Raw genomic sequence first — 17798 nt, 5'->3', positions numbered from 1 at the left:
ATGTTAATGATGTTTCATATAGTCGTGATACTTCTGATTGAAACCAATCGTAGTAAATGACATATAAAAAACTACCTGTCTGGGTGTAATTAGGTAGTTTTTTATAGACACTTAATAAATCCAGGACTCGTGTTGATCTGTCCTTTTACATGTTCATTATAACATACGATTTAAAACATACAAGTAAAATATGTATTAGTGAAATGGCTAGATTGAACTAGATTTGCTTTGTTTAAGGACAAAGTATAAAAAATGTGAGAAACTTGCAACAAATTAGGTCAAATCTGCTTTAGGTAAAGAACCTTCATTGAATTTTGCGTTCAATGACAAAGTTAAAATAATCATTTATAATCATGGCAAATGGAGGTCATGATGATGGAAGAGAAAATGTTAGTGACACAGGCCTTAGATCAACGAGATCTTTTGGTAAAGAAGATTTGTGATAAGATTCGTAAAGCTAGTTTTACAGAAACAAAGAAACATAATGAAGAAAAAGTTATGGAAAGAAGAGTAACACAGAAAGAATTTGAAAAGGAGGCACGTTCTTCTTATCAACAAATCATTGATTTGATTCACTGGTATGATAAAGTCGATCAGGCAATATTGCGTTCTAATGCGGAAACGATGATTGAAACAAGTTATGGAACGATGTCAATTGCGAATGCATTAGCCCTGCGCAGTCGTTTAAACTGTAGTAATGCTTACGATTCGGATTCTAATTTTGAAGGAAACCTCATGATGAAACTGCAGGAGGAACTCAATGAGAAAATACGAGTTATGGAACAGAAAAACAAGGGCTTACAGAATACGGCAGAAACTATGCGCTTGAGCATCTTGGGAAAAGATACAAAGACAAAAGATGAAACGCCTTTAAAGGTTGTTGATGTCTATGTACAGGAGAATACAACGGAATTGATTGATCCGTTAAATGTGCGCAAAAAGATTAACGAACTGAATGAGAGAAGAGAAACGATCTTGAATGAACTGGATACAAAGATCAAAGTATCGAATGCGACAACTTTTGTAGAGATCAACTGATAAAGCTTCCTGCTGCATGAAAATCATAAACTTCGTTCTCCCGTATAGGGAACTTACATTTAGATGATGAACACAATGAATCGATATAGCTCAATCGATAGAGCGTACAGCTGATGACTGTAAGGGTAAAGGTTAAAATCCTTTTATTGATTTTGTTCCTTATATTATTCGATCTATATTTTAGATGTTGTATTCTTTGTGAATTGTTTTGTTTGAAAGCGTATTTGATCAACGATTTTGGATGAATGTTGTGCAGACATACCTATGTTGAAAACCGCGAAAAAAGGTTAGGAATAGAACGAACTGTCCGCTGGTTTCCTCGCGGCTATGTAGTTGGGATTCCCATTTATCTTGATAAGAATCACCTTGTGGCACGTCTGCAGGGCGATTTCTTTTTGCACAAAAAACAAGAAGAAGATTACTCTTCTCCTTGTTGTTGAATCATATCTTGTAATGTAATCTTGGAAAAATAGTCTTTAACAAGTTCATCAAACTTTTTCCAGACTGGTAAAGTTGGACAAAACTCTCTTCGCTCACAAGGCATGGCATGTTCTTCCAGACAAGCAACACAGGCTAAACTTCCCTCTGTTGCTTTTAAAACATCATATACACTGATCTGATCTGCCGGACTGGCTAAACGATATCCGCCTTGATAACCACGGTTTGCACACAGAATACCAGAACGATTCAAAACTGGTACGATCTGTTCCAAATATTTCTTTGAGATGTTCTCTCTTTGGGCAACGTCTTTTAAGGATACATATCCATCACCCTGATAACGGTTTAAATCGATTAACATACGCAATGCGTATCTTCCTTTAGTTGAGATCTTCATAATCTATATTTTACACCCCTCTCCCTAAATTTTGAACATCTATGGAGAAAAAGAACAGATTTTTAGTTAAAAAAATCGTTCTGTTCCTTTTCAAATCGTTTTTTGTACTTTCTTACCGTGTGATCAAAGCCAAATAACATGCCACCTTCAAAAATCAATGCACAGCCGATGATCTGTAAAATGAACGCAACCGACTGTAATGGACGAAGCCATAAGATAACGCCTACGATTAAAGCAAATACCGCAATACCTGCCGTAATCTTCCAGTTGTCAAATCCATAGTCTCGTAAAAGAAAGGCTTTTTGGAGTTGGATGATGGAGTTGATGATCAATAGAATTCCAGCCAGAATTGGTAGAATCGCAATGATGGATTCCGGAGATGCGATCATCAAGATCCCAATCAGGACACTGGGCAGTCCGGCAAACAAAGGGCTGGCGTCAACAGATAGACGTTTTCCGAAATAAGTATATAATAAAGTGCCGCCAATTGCGATCAAGATTACACCAAATATGCGTACCGCAATCATTAAAAAGTCATTATTTAAGATAAAGAGCAGAATTCCGGCAATAATATAGACCAGGGCCATGATTCTGACTTCTTTAGAATTGGGATTCATTAAGCGATTCATATTCATTTCCTTTCTTTAAAATGTAGGTATCAAATAAAGCCTGATTATATGCATCTGCACCATCTGTGTTACTGGAGCGAAATACAGGTGCATCCATACCATTTTCCTTTAGTTTTTCTACCATGCTTCCTATCATGCACTGGCTTAAAAAACAACCTGTGATCGTACTGACCGGTCCCATAGTTATGTTTTCGTCAATGGCTACGCCGGCATCTCCTAACGGAGCTTGATTATCTAAAACGATATCGGCCAGCTCAAACAAGCGTTTTTTACTTTTATGTCGGCTTTCTGTGTTTTGAGAATGTTTCAGCGAGGTAATCGCAATGATCTTTACGCCTTTTTTACGCAGTCGTAAAACATATTCGATTACTAAGGCGTTTCTTCCGGAGTTACTGGTTACGATTACGACATCGTCACATCGTACATCATATAAGTGCTCCAACACATTGGCATATTCAGCCATACGCTCGATTTGCGTGCTTTTTGTCGGATGTGTCGCAAGACTCAGTTCGATTTCATCAATCGGATAGATCTTGGCATAACCACCGGCGCGCGCATAAAGGTCTTGTCCGATCATATGGGAATGACCGGTGCCAAAAGTATAAATCGTATGGTTGTTACATTGTGTCTGATAGAGAAGATCGGCTGCTTCTTGAATGTGATCTTTATTGGATTGATACACATTTCGCAGCGTTTGTTCTAAAAAGTCATAATATCGTTTGGCAAAATCCATACAGAGTACCTCGGTTTTCTTTATTGTATCATTTTCTTGCGGATATGGAAATCTGTTCAAACAAATTGTCTATAGGAAGTCTTCGTTATATACTTTACCTGAGGTGATTACGATGAAAGTATGTGTTGTCATGGATAATGGTTTTGAAGAATTAGAAGCCATGGGTCCTATTGCGTTATTGCGCAGAGCCGGAATCGATGTCGATCTGGTTTGTATAGAAGGTCATGAAGTAACAGGTCGCTTTGGAGTTACGTATTCTCCGGCAATCCCGTTTGATTCTTATGATTTTGATCAGGCCGATTGTCTGGTGTTACCAGGTGGTCCACATTGGCAAAAGATAGAAAAAAATGAGAAGGTGTGTGAACAGTTAAAAGCTTTTGCGGCAGACAAGGTTTTGGCAGCTATCTGTGCTGCACCGACGATTTTAGGGAAACTGGGACTTTTAAAAGGAAAGAATTATACTTGTTTTCAGAGCATGAATGAAGATTTTGGTGGAACGTATCAATATGCTTATACGGTAACAGATGGCAATTTGATTACCGGAATCTCGGCAGCCGCCAGCATTGAATTTGCGTTTGCGATTATTGAAAAGCTGCTGGGACAGGAAAAAACAAAGGAAGTAAAGCAGTCAATTTATTATGATGCCGTTCACTGAATACTTTAAACAAGGTTGTAAGCCGAACCTGACCGGTTCGATTGGCTTGGAAGTGGAACATTTTTTGATTTCGCGCAACGATGGCCGTCCTATGCCTTATGATGGAGAAAATGGTATTGGACAATTGTTAGAATTTTTGCGCAAAGATTTTCCGCATGCTTATTATGAACAAGATTTACTGATCGCATTAGAATCTGAGGATGTGCTGATCACACTGGAGCCGGGATGCCAGCTTGAAATATCATTACGATGTATGAACAATCTTCAAGAGATGATGGAAATTTATCTGAGGACTGTTTCTTCGATCCTGGCGTATATTCATCCAAGAGGCTACGATCTGATCTATAGCGGCGGCCTTCCTACGATTGGACAGGAAGACGTTGTCCTGATTGATAAAGAACGCTATCGTCTGATGGCTCAATACTTTAAAAATGTGTCAACCAGAGGACTGGAGATGATGAAGGCTACGGCTGCCGTCCATGTCAGTGTGGATTATACAGATGAAAAAGATTTCATTCAAAAGTATCGCATGGCCAATATCTTACATCCATTGTTGGCATTTCTATCTAGTCATACGCCAATGTATGCCGGAAAGAAAAATGAGGATGTTTTGTTGCGAGATTCAATCTGGTCACATACCGATCCTGCACGCTGCGGTATCCTTCCATCGTTATTTGAAGAAAACTTTGGCTTTGATGCCTATGCTCGATTTTTAGAACAAGTGCCTTTGATCGTTATGAATGATCATGGAAATTTTATTGATGTAAAGGATCAAACTTGTGCCCAGGTAGCAGGGATATATGGATATGGTAAGACAGAAATCGCACATTATCTTTCCATGTTGTTTTTGGATGTGCGTTTAAAACAGTTTATAGAAATTCGCAGTGCCGACAGTATGCCGCCTATTTATACACAGGCTTATTGTGCATTAGTTAAAGGTCTTTTCTACCAACAGGAAAATATAGAAACTTATTCTTCTTTGACACATTCTATCGAAACGATTTTACAGGCAAAAGAAGCATTGCGTAAGGATCGTTATGATACGATCGTGTATGGAAAGCCGGTTCAGAATTTGTTGAAAGAAATGATTTTTGATGCCAAAAAAGGTTTGACGGAAAAAGAAAAATCTTATCTTCTTCCATTGGAGGAATTGGTCAATACAAAAAGTTTGATACCCAATCTTTCGATCGAAGAAACGTACCAGAAAGCTATTTTGATGCATCCGCTGGAATCTAAGGAGAGCGCATTGCGCATAACCGAAGCCATTCAAAAAAGCGAGTTGAATCTGGGTGGAAATATGTACACACGTACGCTGCATATCCCAAAGATCTTTACCCAGGAAGATAAACATCGTTTTGAAAAAATCGTAGATACGACATATTCGATTTTTACCAAAGTGATTCAGGCATATAAAACCGATGTGCAAATTCGCAAACTGTTTGGTTTTTCTCGTGAATTGGAAGAATTAATCTTATGTGAGCCGGCATATACAAGTCCGATTCCAATCTGTCGAGTGGATATCTTCTATAACGAACAAACCAAAGATTTCCATTTCTGTGAGTTTAATACCGATGGTACATCGGCTATGAACGAAAACAAACGGTTAAATGATTTCTTAGCTTTCAATAATATCTTCCAACGTGATCCGGAGGATTATGAGATTCCGGAACTGGTACAAAGCTGGGCGAATGCGTTTATCCAGACAATGAAAGAAGACCCTAAGGTTTGTGAAAAGGCAAGAATTGGAATTTGTGATTTTTTGGAGAATGCGTATTATACAGAGCTCTATGTTTTTGAGGATGTATTTAAACAAAAAGGGTACGACTGCGAAGTGGTTGATATTCGTGATTTAGACTATAAAGATGGAAAGCTGTATTCCCAAAAGACCGGTAAAGTCATCGATGTCATCTATCGAAGAGCGGTTACGCGGGATGTGATGGATCACTATGAGCAGGTTCAGCCTTTTATTCAGGCATATCTGCATCATGATGTTTGTTGTATCGGAGCCTTTCAGACACAGCTGGTACATCATAAACAAATTACCCAAGTATTGATGAATCCTGTTATGCAGAAGTATTTTACACCGGATGAAGTTTTTTTTATTGAAAAACATTGTCCGATCACGTACGATTTGACACAGGATGTCGTCGAGAAGATTCAGGATAAAGATCATTGGATCATCAAGCCGAAAGATTCCTATGCATCCAAAGGCGTATGGGCCGGCATTGATCTTCATCAGAATCAGTGGAATCAGGTTGTATCCCAACATTTAGATGCGAATTATATCGTACAAAAGTATATTACACCATATAAGACAAAGAATATTGATCTGGTCAATTTTGATGAACTTAAGGACTATTCCAATATGAGCGGTCTGTATGTATATAACGGACACTTTGCCGGTGTGTATTCACGCTGCAGCGATGGCGGAATCATATCGACCCAATATAATGAAAAAACGATTCCGACGTTGTTTCTTCGTTGACAAAGTGCGACACCTTTTTTAAAATATAGGAAATACAAAGAAAAGAAAGAGTACATAAAGAGGAAGGCTTAGAGAACTTCTGGCTGGTGAAAAGAAGAACGGAATCTTTATGGAATACGTCTTGGAGTAGGATGCCGAAATAAGTAGGTGGTTCCGGGTACACCCGTTATAGTGTTAGAGTATGTTGGTACTCGATAAGGAAGAAACTGTGAGGTTTCTTTGAACTAAGGTGGTAACGCGATCGTCCCTTTCGCCCTTATGGTGGAAGGGACTTTTTATATAGGAGGAAACACGATGATCATTGTATTTAAACAAAATGCGAAGGAAAATGAAGTAAAACGCGTATTAGACAAAGTTGAAAAGCTGGGATTAAAAACTCATATTTCTCAGGGAGAAGAGACTTTGATCGTGGGTTTAGTAGGCGATACGACACGTGTCGATCCAAAACGCATTGAAGTCGAAGAAAGCGTTGAGCGAATCATGAAGGTCAGTGAGCCTTATAAGCTGGCCAATCGCGCCTTTCATCCGGAAGACTCTGTGATCGATGTAGCCGGTATTCCGGTAGGCGGCAAGGCCTTGACTTTGATTGCCGGACCTTGCTCGGTAGAATCGAAAGAACAAGTATTAGAAGTGGCCAGACGAGTTAAAGCCAGTGGTGCCAATCTGTTAAGAGGCGGCGCTTTTAAGCCAAGAACATCACCATATTCTTTTCAGGGAATGGGATCTACCGCTTTAGACTTATTGGTAGAGGCAAAAGAAGAAACCGGATTGCCGATCGTTACGGAATTGATGTCCGAAAAACATATTGATGAGTTTAATGATAAAGTTGATCTGGTACAAATCGGGGCAAGAAACATGCAGAATTTTGATCTGTTAAAAGAAGTGGGACAACGTATTAAAAAACCGGTTCTTTTAAAACGCGGTTTATCCAATACGTATGAAGAATGGCTGATGTCTGCCGAATATATCATGGCCAACGGAAACCCAAATGTCATATTGTGTGAAAGAGGCATTCGTACCTTTGAAACATACACACGAAATACCCTGGATCTTCAGGCGATCCCGATCTTAAAACGATTGACCCATTTGCCGGTTATTATTGATCCCAGCCATGCTGGTGGTAAATGGTGGTTAGTAGAACCAATGGCCAAAGCGGCAGTTGTAGCCGGATGTGATGGTTTAATGATAGAGGTGCATAACGATCCGGAAAATGCCCTTTGTGATGGGCCACAGTCTTTAAAACCAGACCGCTATGATAACTTATTAAAAGATATTCGCAAGCTGGAGGCAGTACGATAAAAAAAGCAGGCATTTGAAGCGAACCCCAAAGTCTGGACACCAAACAAAAGGAGGTTCGCTTCAATTTGCCTACTTTAAGAAGAAATGTATCATTTTATCATAGATGCTTTTGTATGGTTGATAGCGCATAGGAAGATCGATCCATGTCTTTTTATCAACTATGCTTTTTTTATGCGAGAAAGTATCAAATCCGACTTTACCATGATAACTTCCCATGCCGCTGTCACCGACACCGCCAAATCCCATCTGTGTCGTAGCTAAATGTATGATCGTATCATTGATGCAGCCTCCGCCAAACTGACAGTGTTGTTTGATTTTTTCAATATTTGTCTTATTTTGCGAGAAAATGTACAGGGCTAAAGGATGCGGATGCGATTCGATCGTGCGGATTGCTTCGTTTATGTCATGATACGTCAGTATCGGCAACAATGGACCAAAGATTTCTTCCTGCATGATGGCATCTTTCCAGGTGATCGAATCAAAAACAGTGGGTTCGATCTGTAGCGTTTGATGATTGGTTTGCCCACCATATACGCACTTTTCTTCATCCATCAAAGAACAAAGACGATGAAAATGTTTCTCATTGATGATTTTTCCATAATGGGCATTTTCCAGTGGTTTTAAACCATATTGCCTTTGAATCTCACGGATCAATGCTTGAATCAGACGATCTTTTACTTTTTCATCACATAGAATATAGTCCGGTGCCACACAGGTTTGTCCGCAGTTTAGATATTTTCCAAAGATGATGCGCTTGGCGGCCAAATCAATTTTTGCACTGTCATCAACGATACAGGGACTTTTTCCACCTAATTCTAAGGTGACCGGCGTTAAATAGCGGCTTGCTTTTTCCATGACGGTACGACCGACATTTTTAGAACCTGTAAAGAAAATGTAATCGAACTTCTGCTCCAGTAAAGCCTGGTTTTCTTTTCTTCCACCGGTGATGCAGGTGACACATTCCGGATCAAAGGCAAAGCGAATGATCTTTTCGATGATGGCACTGGTGTGTGGAGAATATGCACTAGGTTTTAAAATGACAGTATTACCGGCGGCAATCGCATCCGCTAATGGATCGATTGTCAACATAAACGGATAATTCCATGGCGACATAATCAGTACGACTCCATAAGGAGAAGGCTTGATAAAGCTGCGGGATACATATTGTGATAGTGGGGTACGAACTCTTTTTTCACGAGCAAATTTTCGGGTGTGTCGTATCATATAGGTCAATTCGCTTAACGCAAGACCCACTTCACACATATAGCTTTCCGTATTGCTTTTTCCTAAATCTTTGCGCAGAGCTTCTTCAATTTTATCCTGATTGGCCAAAATGGTATTTTTTAATCGCTGCAGACTTTCAATACGCTTTTCTACCGGTAATGTGACACCGCTTTGAAAGTAAGCGCGTTGTTTTTGTAGTATGGCTTGAATTTCTTTAGTTTCCATGTCCGTCCTCCATCAATTTTCTACAATACTGTTCCAGCTCTTTGGCATTCATTTCCTTAGGGACCGGATAGAGTGGGTTTGCCTCATGGGCTGCCTGTTTGGCAAGCATAGGAATGTCCTCTTCACGAATCTCTTTGAAAGTATCCGGAATCGAGAATACGGATTTCATTTCTTTGATGGCTTGAATAAAGGCTTTGGCTCTTACTGCTGGATCGGGGTCTCTACTGGTACCGGAGACGATGGCCAGCTCAGCCAGCTTTTTGGTCGCATGTTCGCCATAAGCTTCCAGGATCATTGGCAGTATGACGGCATTGGCATACCCGTGGGGCACATTGTATTGTCCGCCCAGGGAATGTGCAATCGCATGTACATAACCAACATAAGATTGTGAAAACGCATTACCGGCTAAAAAGGCGGCTTCCAACATATTTTTTCGGGCATCCAGATCATTTCCGTCGTGTACCGCTTTGGCAAGATTCATAAAAATAAGCTCGATAGCTCGTTTGGCATCCGCCCTTGTTTCCTTTGTGGTCGAATTTCCAATATAAGCCTCTATGGCATGGGTTAAGGCATCCATTCCGGTTGTTGCGGTCAAAGAAGGCGGCAGTGTTTTTGTCAAATACGGGTCTAATACGGCATAACGAGGAATCAAAGGAAAGTCATTGATCGGATATTTATGACGCGTTTTAGAATCTACGATCACAGCCGCCAATGTGGTTTCACTACCAGTACCAGCGGTTGTCGGAATAGCTACCAGTAAAGGAATCCTTTTTAGTACCTTTAAGATGCCTTCCATTTTGGCCAAACTCTTTTTAGGTCGGGCAATTCTGGCGCCTACCGCTTTGGCACAGTCAATGGAGGAACCACTGCCAAAACCAATCAAGGCTTCACAGTGATGATCGATATAAAGCTTACGTGCTTCTTCTACATTGTCGCTGGTTGGATTAGGTACGGTGTCATCATAAATGATACATTCAATATCTTGATTTTTAAGCTCCTGTTCTAAAGGAAAGCTTAATCCAAAGGAGCGGATGCTTTTATCGGTGATCAATAAGACGGTCGAAATCTTTTTTTCATGAAATAAATCCGGCAAGGCAAAGATACTGGAAAGTATTTCCGGTTTTCGATACGGTAAAAACGGTAAAGCTAAATGCAGTACGTTTTGATATATACGACAGTAGAATTTCTGGATCGGATTCATAAGAACTTCCCTTCTTTGATATTCAAAGTTTCCAAACCACGTTTTATCACGAGCCATACATCGTGTCAATAAAAAAGATGTCGCAGGACACCTTTTAAGATTCTTCGTTGAGAAGATGAAGTTTTTCAAATGCGTAGAACAGTAATGACATCAACATTCCGGTAATGCAGGCAAGTACCATTCCGGATAAGGAGATACTTCCAATGGTGATGGTTACACCGCTTAAACCTACAACGAAGACAACGCTGGTCAATACCATGTTTACGCTCTTTCCATAATCGACTTTATTGTCAACAAGGATGCGAAGGCCACTGGTACCGATCATTCCATACAATAAGAAACTGATACCGCCGATAACAGGGTTGGGAATCGTCTGAATCAATGCGGCCAATGGTCCGATAAAGGAACATATGATGGAAAGAATGGCAGCACCGGCAATGACTTGAACGCTGTAAACACCGGTAATAGCCATAACGCCAATGTTTTCTCCATACGTTGTGGTAGGAACGGAACCAATTAAACCAGAAAGCATACTGGAAAAATTGTCGGCAAACAATGAACGATGCAAACCTGGATCTTTGATCAGATTGCGTCCGATGATCTTCCCGGTAACGATCTGATGCCCGATATGTTCACTGGCGATGACCAACAACACCGGAAGCATCATTAAGATCGCATTGATATCAAATTTTGGGAAAGAAAAGTTAGGCAGGGCAAAGAAGCTTGCCTCAACAACAGGTGTAAAGTCGATCATTCCCACGCAAACAGCTGTGATATAGCCGGCAACAACGGCAATCAAAATAGGAATGACACTTAGAAACTTCTTAAAGCAGACGCTTCCGATTACGGCAACGCCTAAAGTAACACCAAAAACCAGAACATTGTTGAATTGAATGACTTCATCCAATAATCCGGCGGTACTGGCAGCACTGGAAGAAAGTTCCAGACCGATCAATGCGACAACAGGTCCCATGGCAGCACTTGGCAGCACGACATCGATCCATTTTGTACCAAATTTATAAATGATACCGGCAAGCAAACAACCACAAAAACCAACCGCAACAAATCCTCCAAGGGCATACTCATATCCCATACTGGCAATGATGGCATTTCCCGGTGCGATAAAGGCAAAGCTGCTTCCCAAGTAAGCTGGCGCTTTTCCTTTCGTGATAAAGATGAATAGTAAAGTACCGATACCATTCATGAATAGAACAACTGCTGGGTTGATTCCAAACATAAACGGAACCAGCACACTGGCACCAAACATCGCAAACATATGTTGAATACTCAGTGGCAGCAATAACTTGCCGGGAACTTTTTCATCAACTTGTATAATTCTTTTGGCCATATATCCTCCTCTTAAAAATTTTCTTTTCCCAATATACCATAAAACAGAAGTGGAATTCTACTGATTTTGTTGTATAATGAATAGGCAAATGCGCCTGTAGCTCAATTGGATAGAGTACTTGATTCCGATTCAAGCGGTTGTAGGTTCGAGCCCTGTCAGGCGCGCCATAAAAGAAAAAGACATTCACTGGGTAGTGGATGTTTTTTTTGTCCTTAAAAAGAAAAATGTAAAACATAGTAAACAGGATCTCAACCACATGGATGAAATCCTTAATCTACTTTATTTGAAACAATTTAAGATGAAACATGTGTAGAACAACTCTATTTTGATTTCAATGTATAGTACTGAGTTGGATCACTTTTATTACTTCCATGCCATTCGATAATGTCTAATTCTTCTAAATGTTTTAACTGTTTTCTAGAGAAAGTGTCTCCCTTATGAAGAATATTTTTAGCAGTTTTTATTGTGATGGATTTGTTGTTGGTTAAAAACTGAATGATTGTCGTTTCAAATTCGTTTAATTGTCCTAATATTTCTTGATCAAACATTGAGGAGATTTTATCGTCTGTTCTTAACTGTCTAGAGGTAATGCTATTTTCCAAAACCAATAGTACAGAGTTCCCGTTAGGCTCTGAATAGGTTGGGGATTTAAGAAAGTACATTTGCATTTCATCATAAATTCTTTTTACTCCTTCATTAAGCTCTTTCACCCAACCAAATTCACCTAATACACGTGCTATTCTAGGATTCCTAGAATATCTAGTATTTAGCATGTTATCTAAAGTGACAATATTGGGAAGTTTACCGGGGCTTAATATTTCTAATCGATTATCGTATAAAGATACTCGAATATGATCACCCATAATAGAATAATTACGATGTGTCAAACTGTTAACTATACCTTCAAACCAAGCAAATTCAGGATATTCTGGGATTACTTTAAAAACTCCGTTTTCATCGAGATATTGAAATTCTCGTAATTGTAAGGTTATTGCATTTTTAACTTGCTGAATTATCTTAGGAATTGCATCTTCATAATTTATTTCTTTAATGATATTTAATCGTTGCCCTGTTTCGAAGCGCGTTCCATCAAATTTTAACAATCGTAATCGAGCATTTGGCAAAAATTTGGTAGGATGCTTTGCAAAAAGAAGAATACCTGCATTTGTTAGATGGCCTTTTTTTAACAAACCTCGTGCATCCAAGATTTCTTCATAAGATAATGATGTACCTAACTTTTCTTTGTACTGTTGAAGTAATTGTAAATCTACATCATCTATTGAAGAATCTTCAACAATAATGTCCTCAAATATTCTCTCACCTTTATCATATTCAAGTTGCGTTACTTGCTCATGATTTAAAAGTTTAGATTTGTCACCAACACGAAGGTACACTTTATCATCACTTGTTTTTATTACAGCATCTTCACTTGGTTCAATAAAAAGTAATAATATTGAGTCTTGTTTTGAATCAATAGTTACTTTTCGAATTTCATGTTCAACTTTTAATCTTCCTTTACATGAAGAAAATGGAACATTTAAAAAGTCATTTATTGACTTTGAGTCTTTATTGTTGAATCCGGTTATTTCTCCATTATCTTCAATGCCAATAGCAAGAACACCACCATTTGCATTTGCAAAAGCTACTATATGCCTCGCGATATCACTTGGTTTTATTCTTGCACTTTTTCTATCAAGATACTGTCCTTCTTTTTCATTTGATAAATACTCTAATGTTAAGATTTTTGGTAGCAAAATAGACACCTCTTTAGCTTTCTATGAATATTTTATCATTATGCATATTAGAAATACTACCCCGTTCTACCCCTCGCGAACCCCGTTCTACCCCTCGCGAACCCCGTTCTACCCCTCGCGTAATAAACTGTTCATAGGAGTAAGAGTGATTATACATCCTCTGTTTATTTAAGTTTTTTATAGAATAAGCTATTTTATTCGATATCCTCTATCATGCAAGATCAATTATAAAATGTCTTGTTTTCTATAATTTACGAATATCTTGAATTTATGTATAGAATCATTGCGGATTTTTAGAAGTTATTATCGAATATTGGGTTTAAACCAATGATGAATCTAGCCTATACTAAGTATAGAAACAAAACGTTTTGTCAAAAAGGATGAAAATTTAAATTCTATATGGAAACCGGTTCAAATATCATACATGCATGCAATTATTCCTATTCTTTACATGGAAAGGATAAATGAAATGTATGTAAACATTCACTTAAAAAACAAAGAAGGGAGATGTACAGTTAGAAATACTGTACAAATAAAATCATGAAAAAATTTGTGACATCATCAATTTTAGCAGCTTGTATGGCTTGTGCATTGGTTGGTTGTTCCGGACAGGAAGAAAAGGATAATACATTGGTTATCTATTCGCCGAATTCCGAAGGATTGATCGAAGCAGTCATTCCGGCATTTGAGGAAGAAACGGGTATCAAGGTTGAACTTCAACAAGTTGGTACGGGTGAATCGATCAAGAAGTTGGAAGCGGAAAAAGATGATCCGGTTGCGGATGTAATGTTTGGTGGACAAAATTCACATTATTTGACCAACAAAGATTTATTTGAGGAATATGTTGGTGAAAATGATGATCTGGTCATTGAAGAATATCAAAACAAATCCGGTATTGCTTCAAGCTACACACTGGATGGCAGTTGTTTAATTGTCAATACGAATTTAATTGGGGATATTAAAGTAGAATCTTATGAAGATTTATTAAATCCGGAACTAAAAGGAAAGATCGCAACGGCAGATCCATCCAATTCATCCAGTGCTTTTGCACAGTTGACAAATATCTTGTTGGCAAAAGGTGGTTATGAAAGTGATGAAGCTTGGAAGTTTGTAGAAGATTTGTTTAAGAATATTGACGGTAAAGTATTATCAAGTTCCAGTTCTGTTTATAAATCAGTAGCAGATGGAGAAATGGTCGTTGGTTTATCTTATGAAGACCTATGCGTAACGTTAGAAAAGGATGGAGCACCTGTTAATGTGGTTTATCCAAGTGAAGGAACGGTATATCTTCCAGCTAATGCCGGTATCATTAAAAATGCCAAACATATGGATAACGCAAAGAAATTCATCGATTATCTGCAATCACAGGATTGTCAGGATAATTTGGGATTGACCACAACCAACCGACCGGTATTAAAAGATGTTCAGATTGGAGATATCATGAAACCAATTTCTGAAATTAAAACATTGAAAGAAGATAGTGAGTATGTCATTGCGCATAAAGATGACATTGTAGATCACTATAAAGAAATCTATACAAGCATTTCTTCTGAGAAGTAAAGGAAAGTTGTTATGAGCAAGATTTCAATTCAATCAGCGGTTAAGAAATATGGGGATGTGACAATCATCCCCAATCTTAACTTGGAAATAAAAGATGGAGAATTCTTCACACTGTTAGGCCCTAGTGGTTGTGGGAAAACAACATTGCTGAGAATGATTGCGGGATTTAACAGTATCGAAGGTGGAAATTTTTACTTCAATGAAGAACGAATCAACGACAAAGATCCCAGCACACGAAATATCGGAATGGTATTTCAAAACTATGCGATATTTCCACATTTAACAGTTCGACAAAATGTAGAATTTGGTTTGAAACAAAGAAAGTTACCTAAAGAAGAAATCAAAAAATATACGGATAAATTTTTTAAATTGATGAAAATTGACACGTATCAAGATCGCATGCCGGAAAGATTGTCCGGTGGGCAGCAACAGCGTGTAGCTTTGGCTAGAGCTTTAGCCATTATGCCGGATGTATTATTGATGGATGAGCCACTTAGTAATTTGGATGCGAAATTGCGTGTGGAGATGCGTGAAGCGATTCGTGCCATCCAGGAAGAAGTAGGGATTACTACTGTTTATGTAACACATGACCAGGAAGAAGCCATGGCTGTCAGTGATCGTATTGCCATCATGAAGGAAGGTGTGATTCAACATATTGGAACACCGAAAGAAATCTACCATCGCCCAAACAATGTGTTTGTAGCTACTTTTATTGGAAGAACCAATATTTTAGAGGCTCATGTTCAAACCATTGGCAATGAAACCATGTTAAAGATCAATGACGATAACTGGATACCGATTACACTGGCTAAAATCATTCCAGATCAGGAAGTAAAGGTTTCCATTCGACCGGAAGAATTTGAGTTTACCACGGAACCGAATGGTATTCCGACAGCAATCGAAGATAGTATTTTCCTAGGGTTATATACTCACTACCATTGCCGTCTAAAAGATGGGACACAAGTGGAAGTGGTCAGAGAATCGGATCTAAAAGAGAACATTCAAAAAGGAAGTATAGTTCATTTGTCTATCAAAACGCATAAGATCAATGTGTATGATACAACAGGTGAAATCAACTATACGTTGGGAAATGAAGCATGAAATCAAAGAAGATAAAAATAGATCCGTGGAAGACCATTACGATTGTTGTCATTGCCCTATATACGTTGTTTCTGATTTATCCGGTGGGAAAACTATTACTGCAAGCTTTCTTTGAGTCGGGAACGCATCAGTTTACATTGGATTATTTCACTAAATTCTTTTCACAGTCGTATTACTTTGATACGTTGATGAACAGCTTTAAGGTTTCCATTTGTGCAACGATTTTATCTTTAATGATCGGTACACCGTTAGCTTATTTCTTTACTTTGTATCGAATCAGAGGCAAAAAGCTGCTGCAAATCTTAATTATCGTAGCTTCCATGTCTGCACCGTTTATCGGCGCTTATTCCTGGGTGCTTTTATTAGGAAGAAATGGTGTGATCCTGCGCTTTTTCCAGGATGTATTGAATATTCAACTTCCGGATATTTATGGATTTGGCGGTATTTTATTAGTATTTACACTCCAGTTATTTCCTCTTGTATTCTTATATGTACAAGGTGCATTAAGAAATGTAGATAATTCCTTATTAGAGGCAAGTGAAAACTTAGGCTGTACCGGAGCCAGACGATTTTTTAAAGTCATTATTCCTTTAATCGTTCCGACTTTACTGGCGGCAGCACTCTTAGTGTTTATGCGATCATTAGCCGATTTTGGTACGCCGATGTTGATTGGAGAAGGATATCGAACTTTCCCGGTATTGATTTATACAGAGTTTGTCGGGGAAGTCGGAGGAAGTGAGGGCTTTGCGGCTGCTATTGCGATCATTGCTATTTTGATTACAACAATCGTATTCTTAATTCAAAAATATATTGCGAATAAGAAAAGCTTTACAATGAATTCGCTGCATCCTATTGTAGAAAAAGAGGCCAAACCATTTGCCAAAGCAGGGATTTATATCTATAGCTATGGTGTTGTTGCCTTAGCTATATTGTCACAGCTTTATGTCATCTACACTTCTTTCTTAAATACACGAGGAAAGATCTTTGTGGATGGGTATTCGTTAAATTCCTATCAAACGGCATTTTCACGAGTAGGAAATTCTATACAAAATACCATTTTTATTCCGGCAGCTGCCCTAGTCATCATTATTTTGTTGGCTGTATTGATTTCCTATTTAACAGTACGTAGAAGAAATACCGCAACCGGATGTATTGATGTGCTCAGTATGATTCCTTATATCGTGCCAGGAACTGTTTTAGGTATTGCCCTTTTGACATCGTTTAATACAGGTATTGCCAATTCAGGAATCTTAGCGATTGCGGGAACTTCATTGATTATGATCATTGCGCTGGTCATTCGTCGTTTGCCTTACACGATACGATCTTCAACAGCAACGCTACAACAGATACCGATGAGTATTGAAGAAGCAGCGTTAAGCTTAGGTTGTACGAAGCTAAAAGCATTCTTTACCATTACTGTGCCTATGATGGCCAATGGAATCATTGCGGGTGCTATTTTGAGTTGGGTTACTATGATATCTGAACTGTCAACAGCCATCTTGTTATATACGGTAAAAACGCAAACATTGACAGTTTCGATCTACCAACAAGTATTGAGAGGAAATTATGGGGTGGCCGCTGCTCTATCGACCATCTTAACGATATTGACAATTATCTCACTGTTAATCTTTATGAAAGTATCAAAAAGTGATAATCTAGAAATATAATATGTATTATTGGTGATGTTACATTGAGAGCCAGATGTAAATAG

Annotated in this window: 14 protein-coding genes, 1 tRNA gene and 1 other annotated feature; of the genes, 8 read left to right on the top strand and 7 right to left on the bottom strand. The window is 38.6% G+C overall.

Translation table 11 applies throughout. The features are described 5' to 3' along the window. The first annotated feature begins 372 nt into the window (after positions 1 to 372). A complete protein-coding gene (locus tag ACTQX6_RS01205) occupies positions 373 to 1038 on the top strand; it encodes a hypothetical protein (protein ID WP_441657221.1) in 666 nt (221 codons plus the stop codon). A gap of 418 nt (positions 1039 to 1456) precedes the next feature. Here ACTQX6_RS01205 and ACTQX6_RS01200 read toward each other — a convergent pair whose 3' ends face one another. From ACTQX6_RS01200 to ACTQX6_RS01190, 3 genes are all read right to left on the bottom strand, one after another. Next, a complete protein-coding gene (locus ACTQX6_RS01200) occupies positions 1457 to 1873 on the bottom strand; it encodes an RrF2 family transcriptional regulator (RefSeq protein ID WP_022789536.1) in 417 nt (138 codons plus the stop codon). Positions 1874 to 1935: 62 nt separating this feature from the next. Continuing rightward, a complete protein-coding gene (locus ACTQX6_RS01195) occupies positions 1936 to 2502 on the bottom strand; it encodes an HdeD family acid-resistance protein (RefSeq protein WP_168965337.1) in 567 nt (188 codons plus the stop codon). After that, positions 2474 to 3295: an SIS domain-containing protein gene (locus ACTQX6_RS01190; RefSeq protein WP_259295323.1), complete on the bottom strand. Its 822-nt coding sequence runs from the start codon at positions 3293 to 3295 to the stop codon at positions 2474 to 2476. The genes ACTQX6_RS01195 and ACTQX6_RS01190 overlap by 29 nt, the downstream gene beginning before the upstream one ends. Positions 3296 to 3347: 52 nt before the next feature. Between ACTQX6_RS01190 and ACTQX6_RS01185 the strand changes: the two genes are divergently transcribed. The 3 genes from ACTQX6_RS01185 to aroF all read left to right on the top strand — a co-directional run bounded on the left by ACTQX6_RS01185 (position 3348) and on the right by aroF (position 7674). Further along, a complete protein-coding gene (locus tag ACTQX6_RS01185; RefSeq protein ID WP_117445917.1) occupies positions 3348 to 3890 on the top strand; it encodes a DJ-1/PfpI family protein in 543 nt (180 codons plus the stop codon). Next, positions 3874 to 6375 (top strand): glutamate-cysteine ligase family protein, encoded by a 2502-nt coding sequence (locus ACTQX6_RS01180; protein WP_320863133.1) that lies wholly within the window; start codon positions 3874 to 3876, stop codon positions 6373 to 6375. Before ACTQX6_RS01185 ends, ACTQX6_RS01180 begins: the two co-directional genes overlap by 17 nt. A 28-nt stretch (positions 6376 to 6403) precedes the next feature. Next, positions 6404 to 6636 (top strand) — a binding site (T-box leader). Between the two features lie 33 nt (positions 6637 to 6669). Continuing rightward, positions 6670 to 7674, top strand: coding sequence for a 3-deoxy-7-phosphoheptulonate synthase (gene aroF / locus ACTQX6_RS01175; RefSeq protein ID WP_294687945.1), 1005 nt, complete (start codon positions 6670 to 6672; stop codon positions 7672 to 7674). A gap of 69 nt (positions 7675 to 7743) precedes the next feature. On the opposite strand, the gene ACTQX6_RS01170 is transcribed toward aroF, so the two are convergent. From ACTQX6_RS01170 to uraA, 3 genes are read right to left on the bottom strand one after another with little or no spacing between them, the layout of a single operon-like run. Beyond that, positions 7744 to 9123, bottom strand: coding sequence for an aldehyde dehydrogenase (locus tag ACTQX6_RS01170; RefSeq protein WP_294687941.1), 1380 nt, complete (start codon positions 9121 to 9123; stop codon positions 7744 to 7746). Next, complete coding sequence (locus tag ACTQX6_RS01165) at positions 9113 to 10381, bottom strand: iron-containing alcohol dehydrogenase (protein ID WP_320863134.1); 1269 nt, start codon at positions 10379 to 10381, stop codon at positions 9113 to 9115. The genes ACTQX6_RS01170 and ACTQX6_RS01165 overlap by 11 nt, the downstream gene beginning before the upstream one ends. 37 nt (positions 10382 to 10418) lie before the next feature. Then, entirely contained in the window at positions 10419 to 11672 is a 1254-nt protein-coding gene (uraA, locus tag ACTQX6_RS01160; RefSeq protein ID WP_168965349.1) for a uracil permease, read from the bottom strand. Positions 11673 to 11762: 90 nt separating this feature from the next. Here uraA and ACTQX6_RS01155 point away from each other — a divergent pair. Further along, a tRNA-Arg gene (locus ACTQX6_RS01155) sits at positions 11763 to 11839 on the top strand. A 153-nt stretch (positions 11840 to 11992) separates the two neighbouring features. On the opposite strand, the gene ACTQX6_RS01150 is transcribed toward ACTQX6_RS01155, so the two are convergent. Continuing rightward, a complete protein-coding gene (locus ACTQX6_RS01150; protein WP_294687934.1) occupies positions 11993 to 13426 on the bottom strand; it encodes an ATP-binding protein in 1434 nt (477 codons plus the stop codon). Positions 13427 to 13966: 540 nt separating this feature from the next. Between ACTQX6_RS01150 and ACTQX6_RS01145 the strand changes: the two genes are divergently transcribed. From ACTQX6_RS01145 to ACTQX6_RS01135, 3 genes are read left to right on the top strand one after another with little or no spacing between them, the layout of a single operon-like run. Beyond that, positions 13967 to 14986 carry an extracellular solute-binding protein gene (locus ACTQX6_RS01145; RefSeq protein WP_294687082.1) on the top strand — a complete coding sequence of 340 codons (1020 nt, stop codon included), beginning with the start codon at positions 13967 to 13969 and terminating at the stop codon, positions 14984 to 14986. 12 nt (positions 14987 to 14998) lie between these two features. Next, entirely contained in the window at positions 14999 to 16087 is a 1089-nt protein-coding gene (locus tag ACTQX6_RS01140) for an ABC transporter ATP-binding protein (protein ID WP_441657219.1), read from the top strand. Next, a complete protein-coding gene (locus tag ACTQX6_RS01135) occupies positions 16084 to 17754 on the top strand; it encodes an ABC transporter permease (RefSeq protein ID WP_294687079.1) in 1671 nt (556 codons plus the stop codon). Before ACTQX6_RS01140 ends, ACTQX6_RS01135 begins: the two co-directional genes overlap by 4 nt. The last annotated feature ends 44 nt before the right edge of the window (positions 17755 to 17798 follow it).

It is taken from the genome of Faecalicoccus sp. LCP19S3_E2 (assembly GCF_052121255.1).
In the GTDB taxonomy this organism is placed as follows: Bacteria; Bacillota_I; Bacilli_A; order Erysipelotrichales; family Erysipelotrichaceae; genus Faecalicoccus.
Note: the sequence above shows the minus strand (reverse complement) of the source record. Positions and strands in the feature narration are given on the sequence as shown.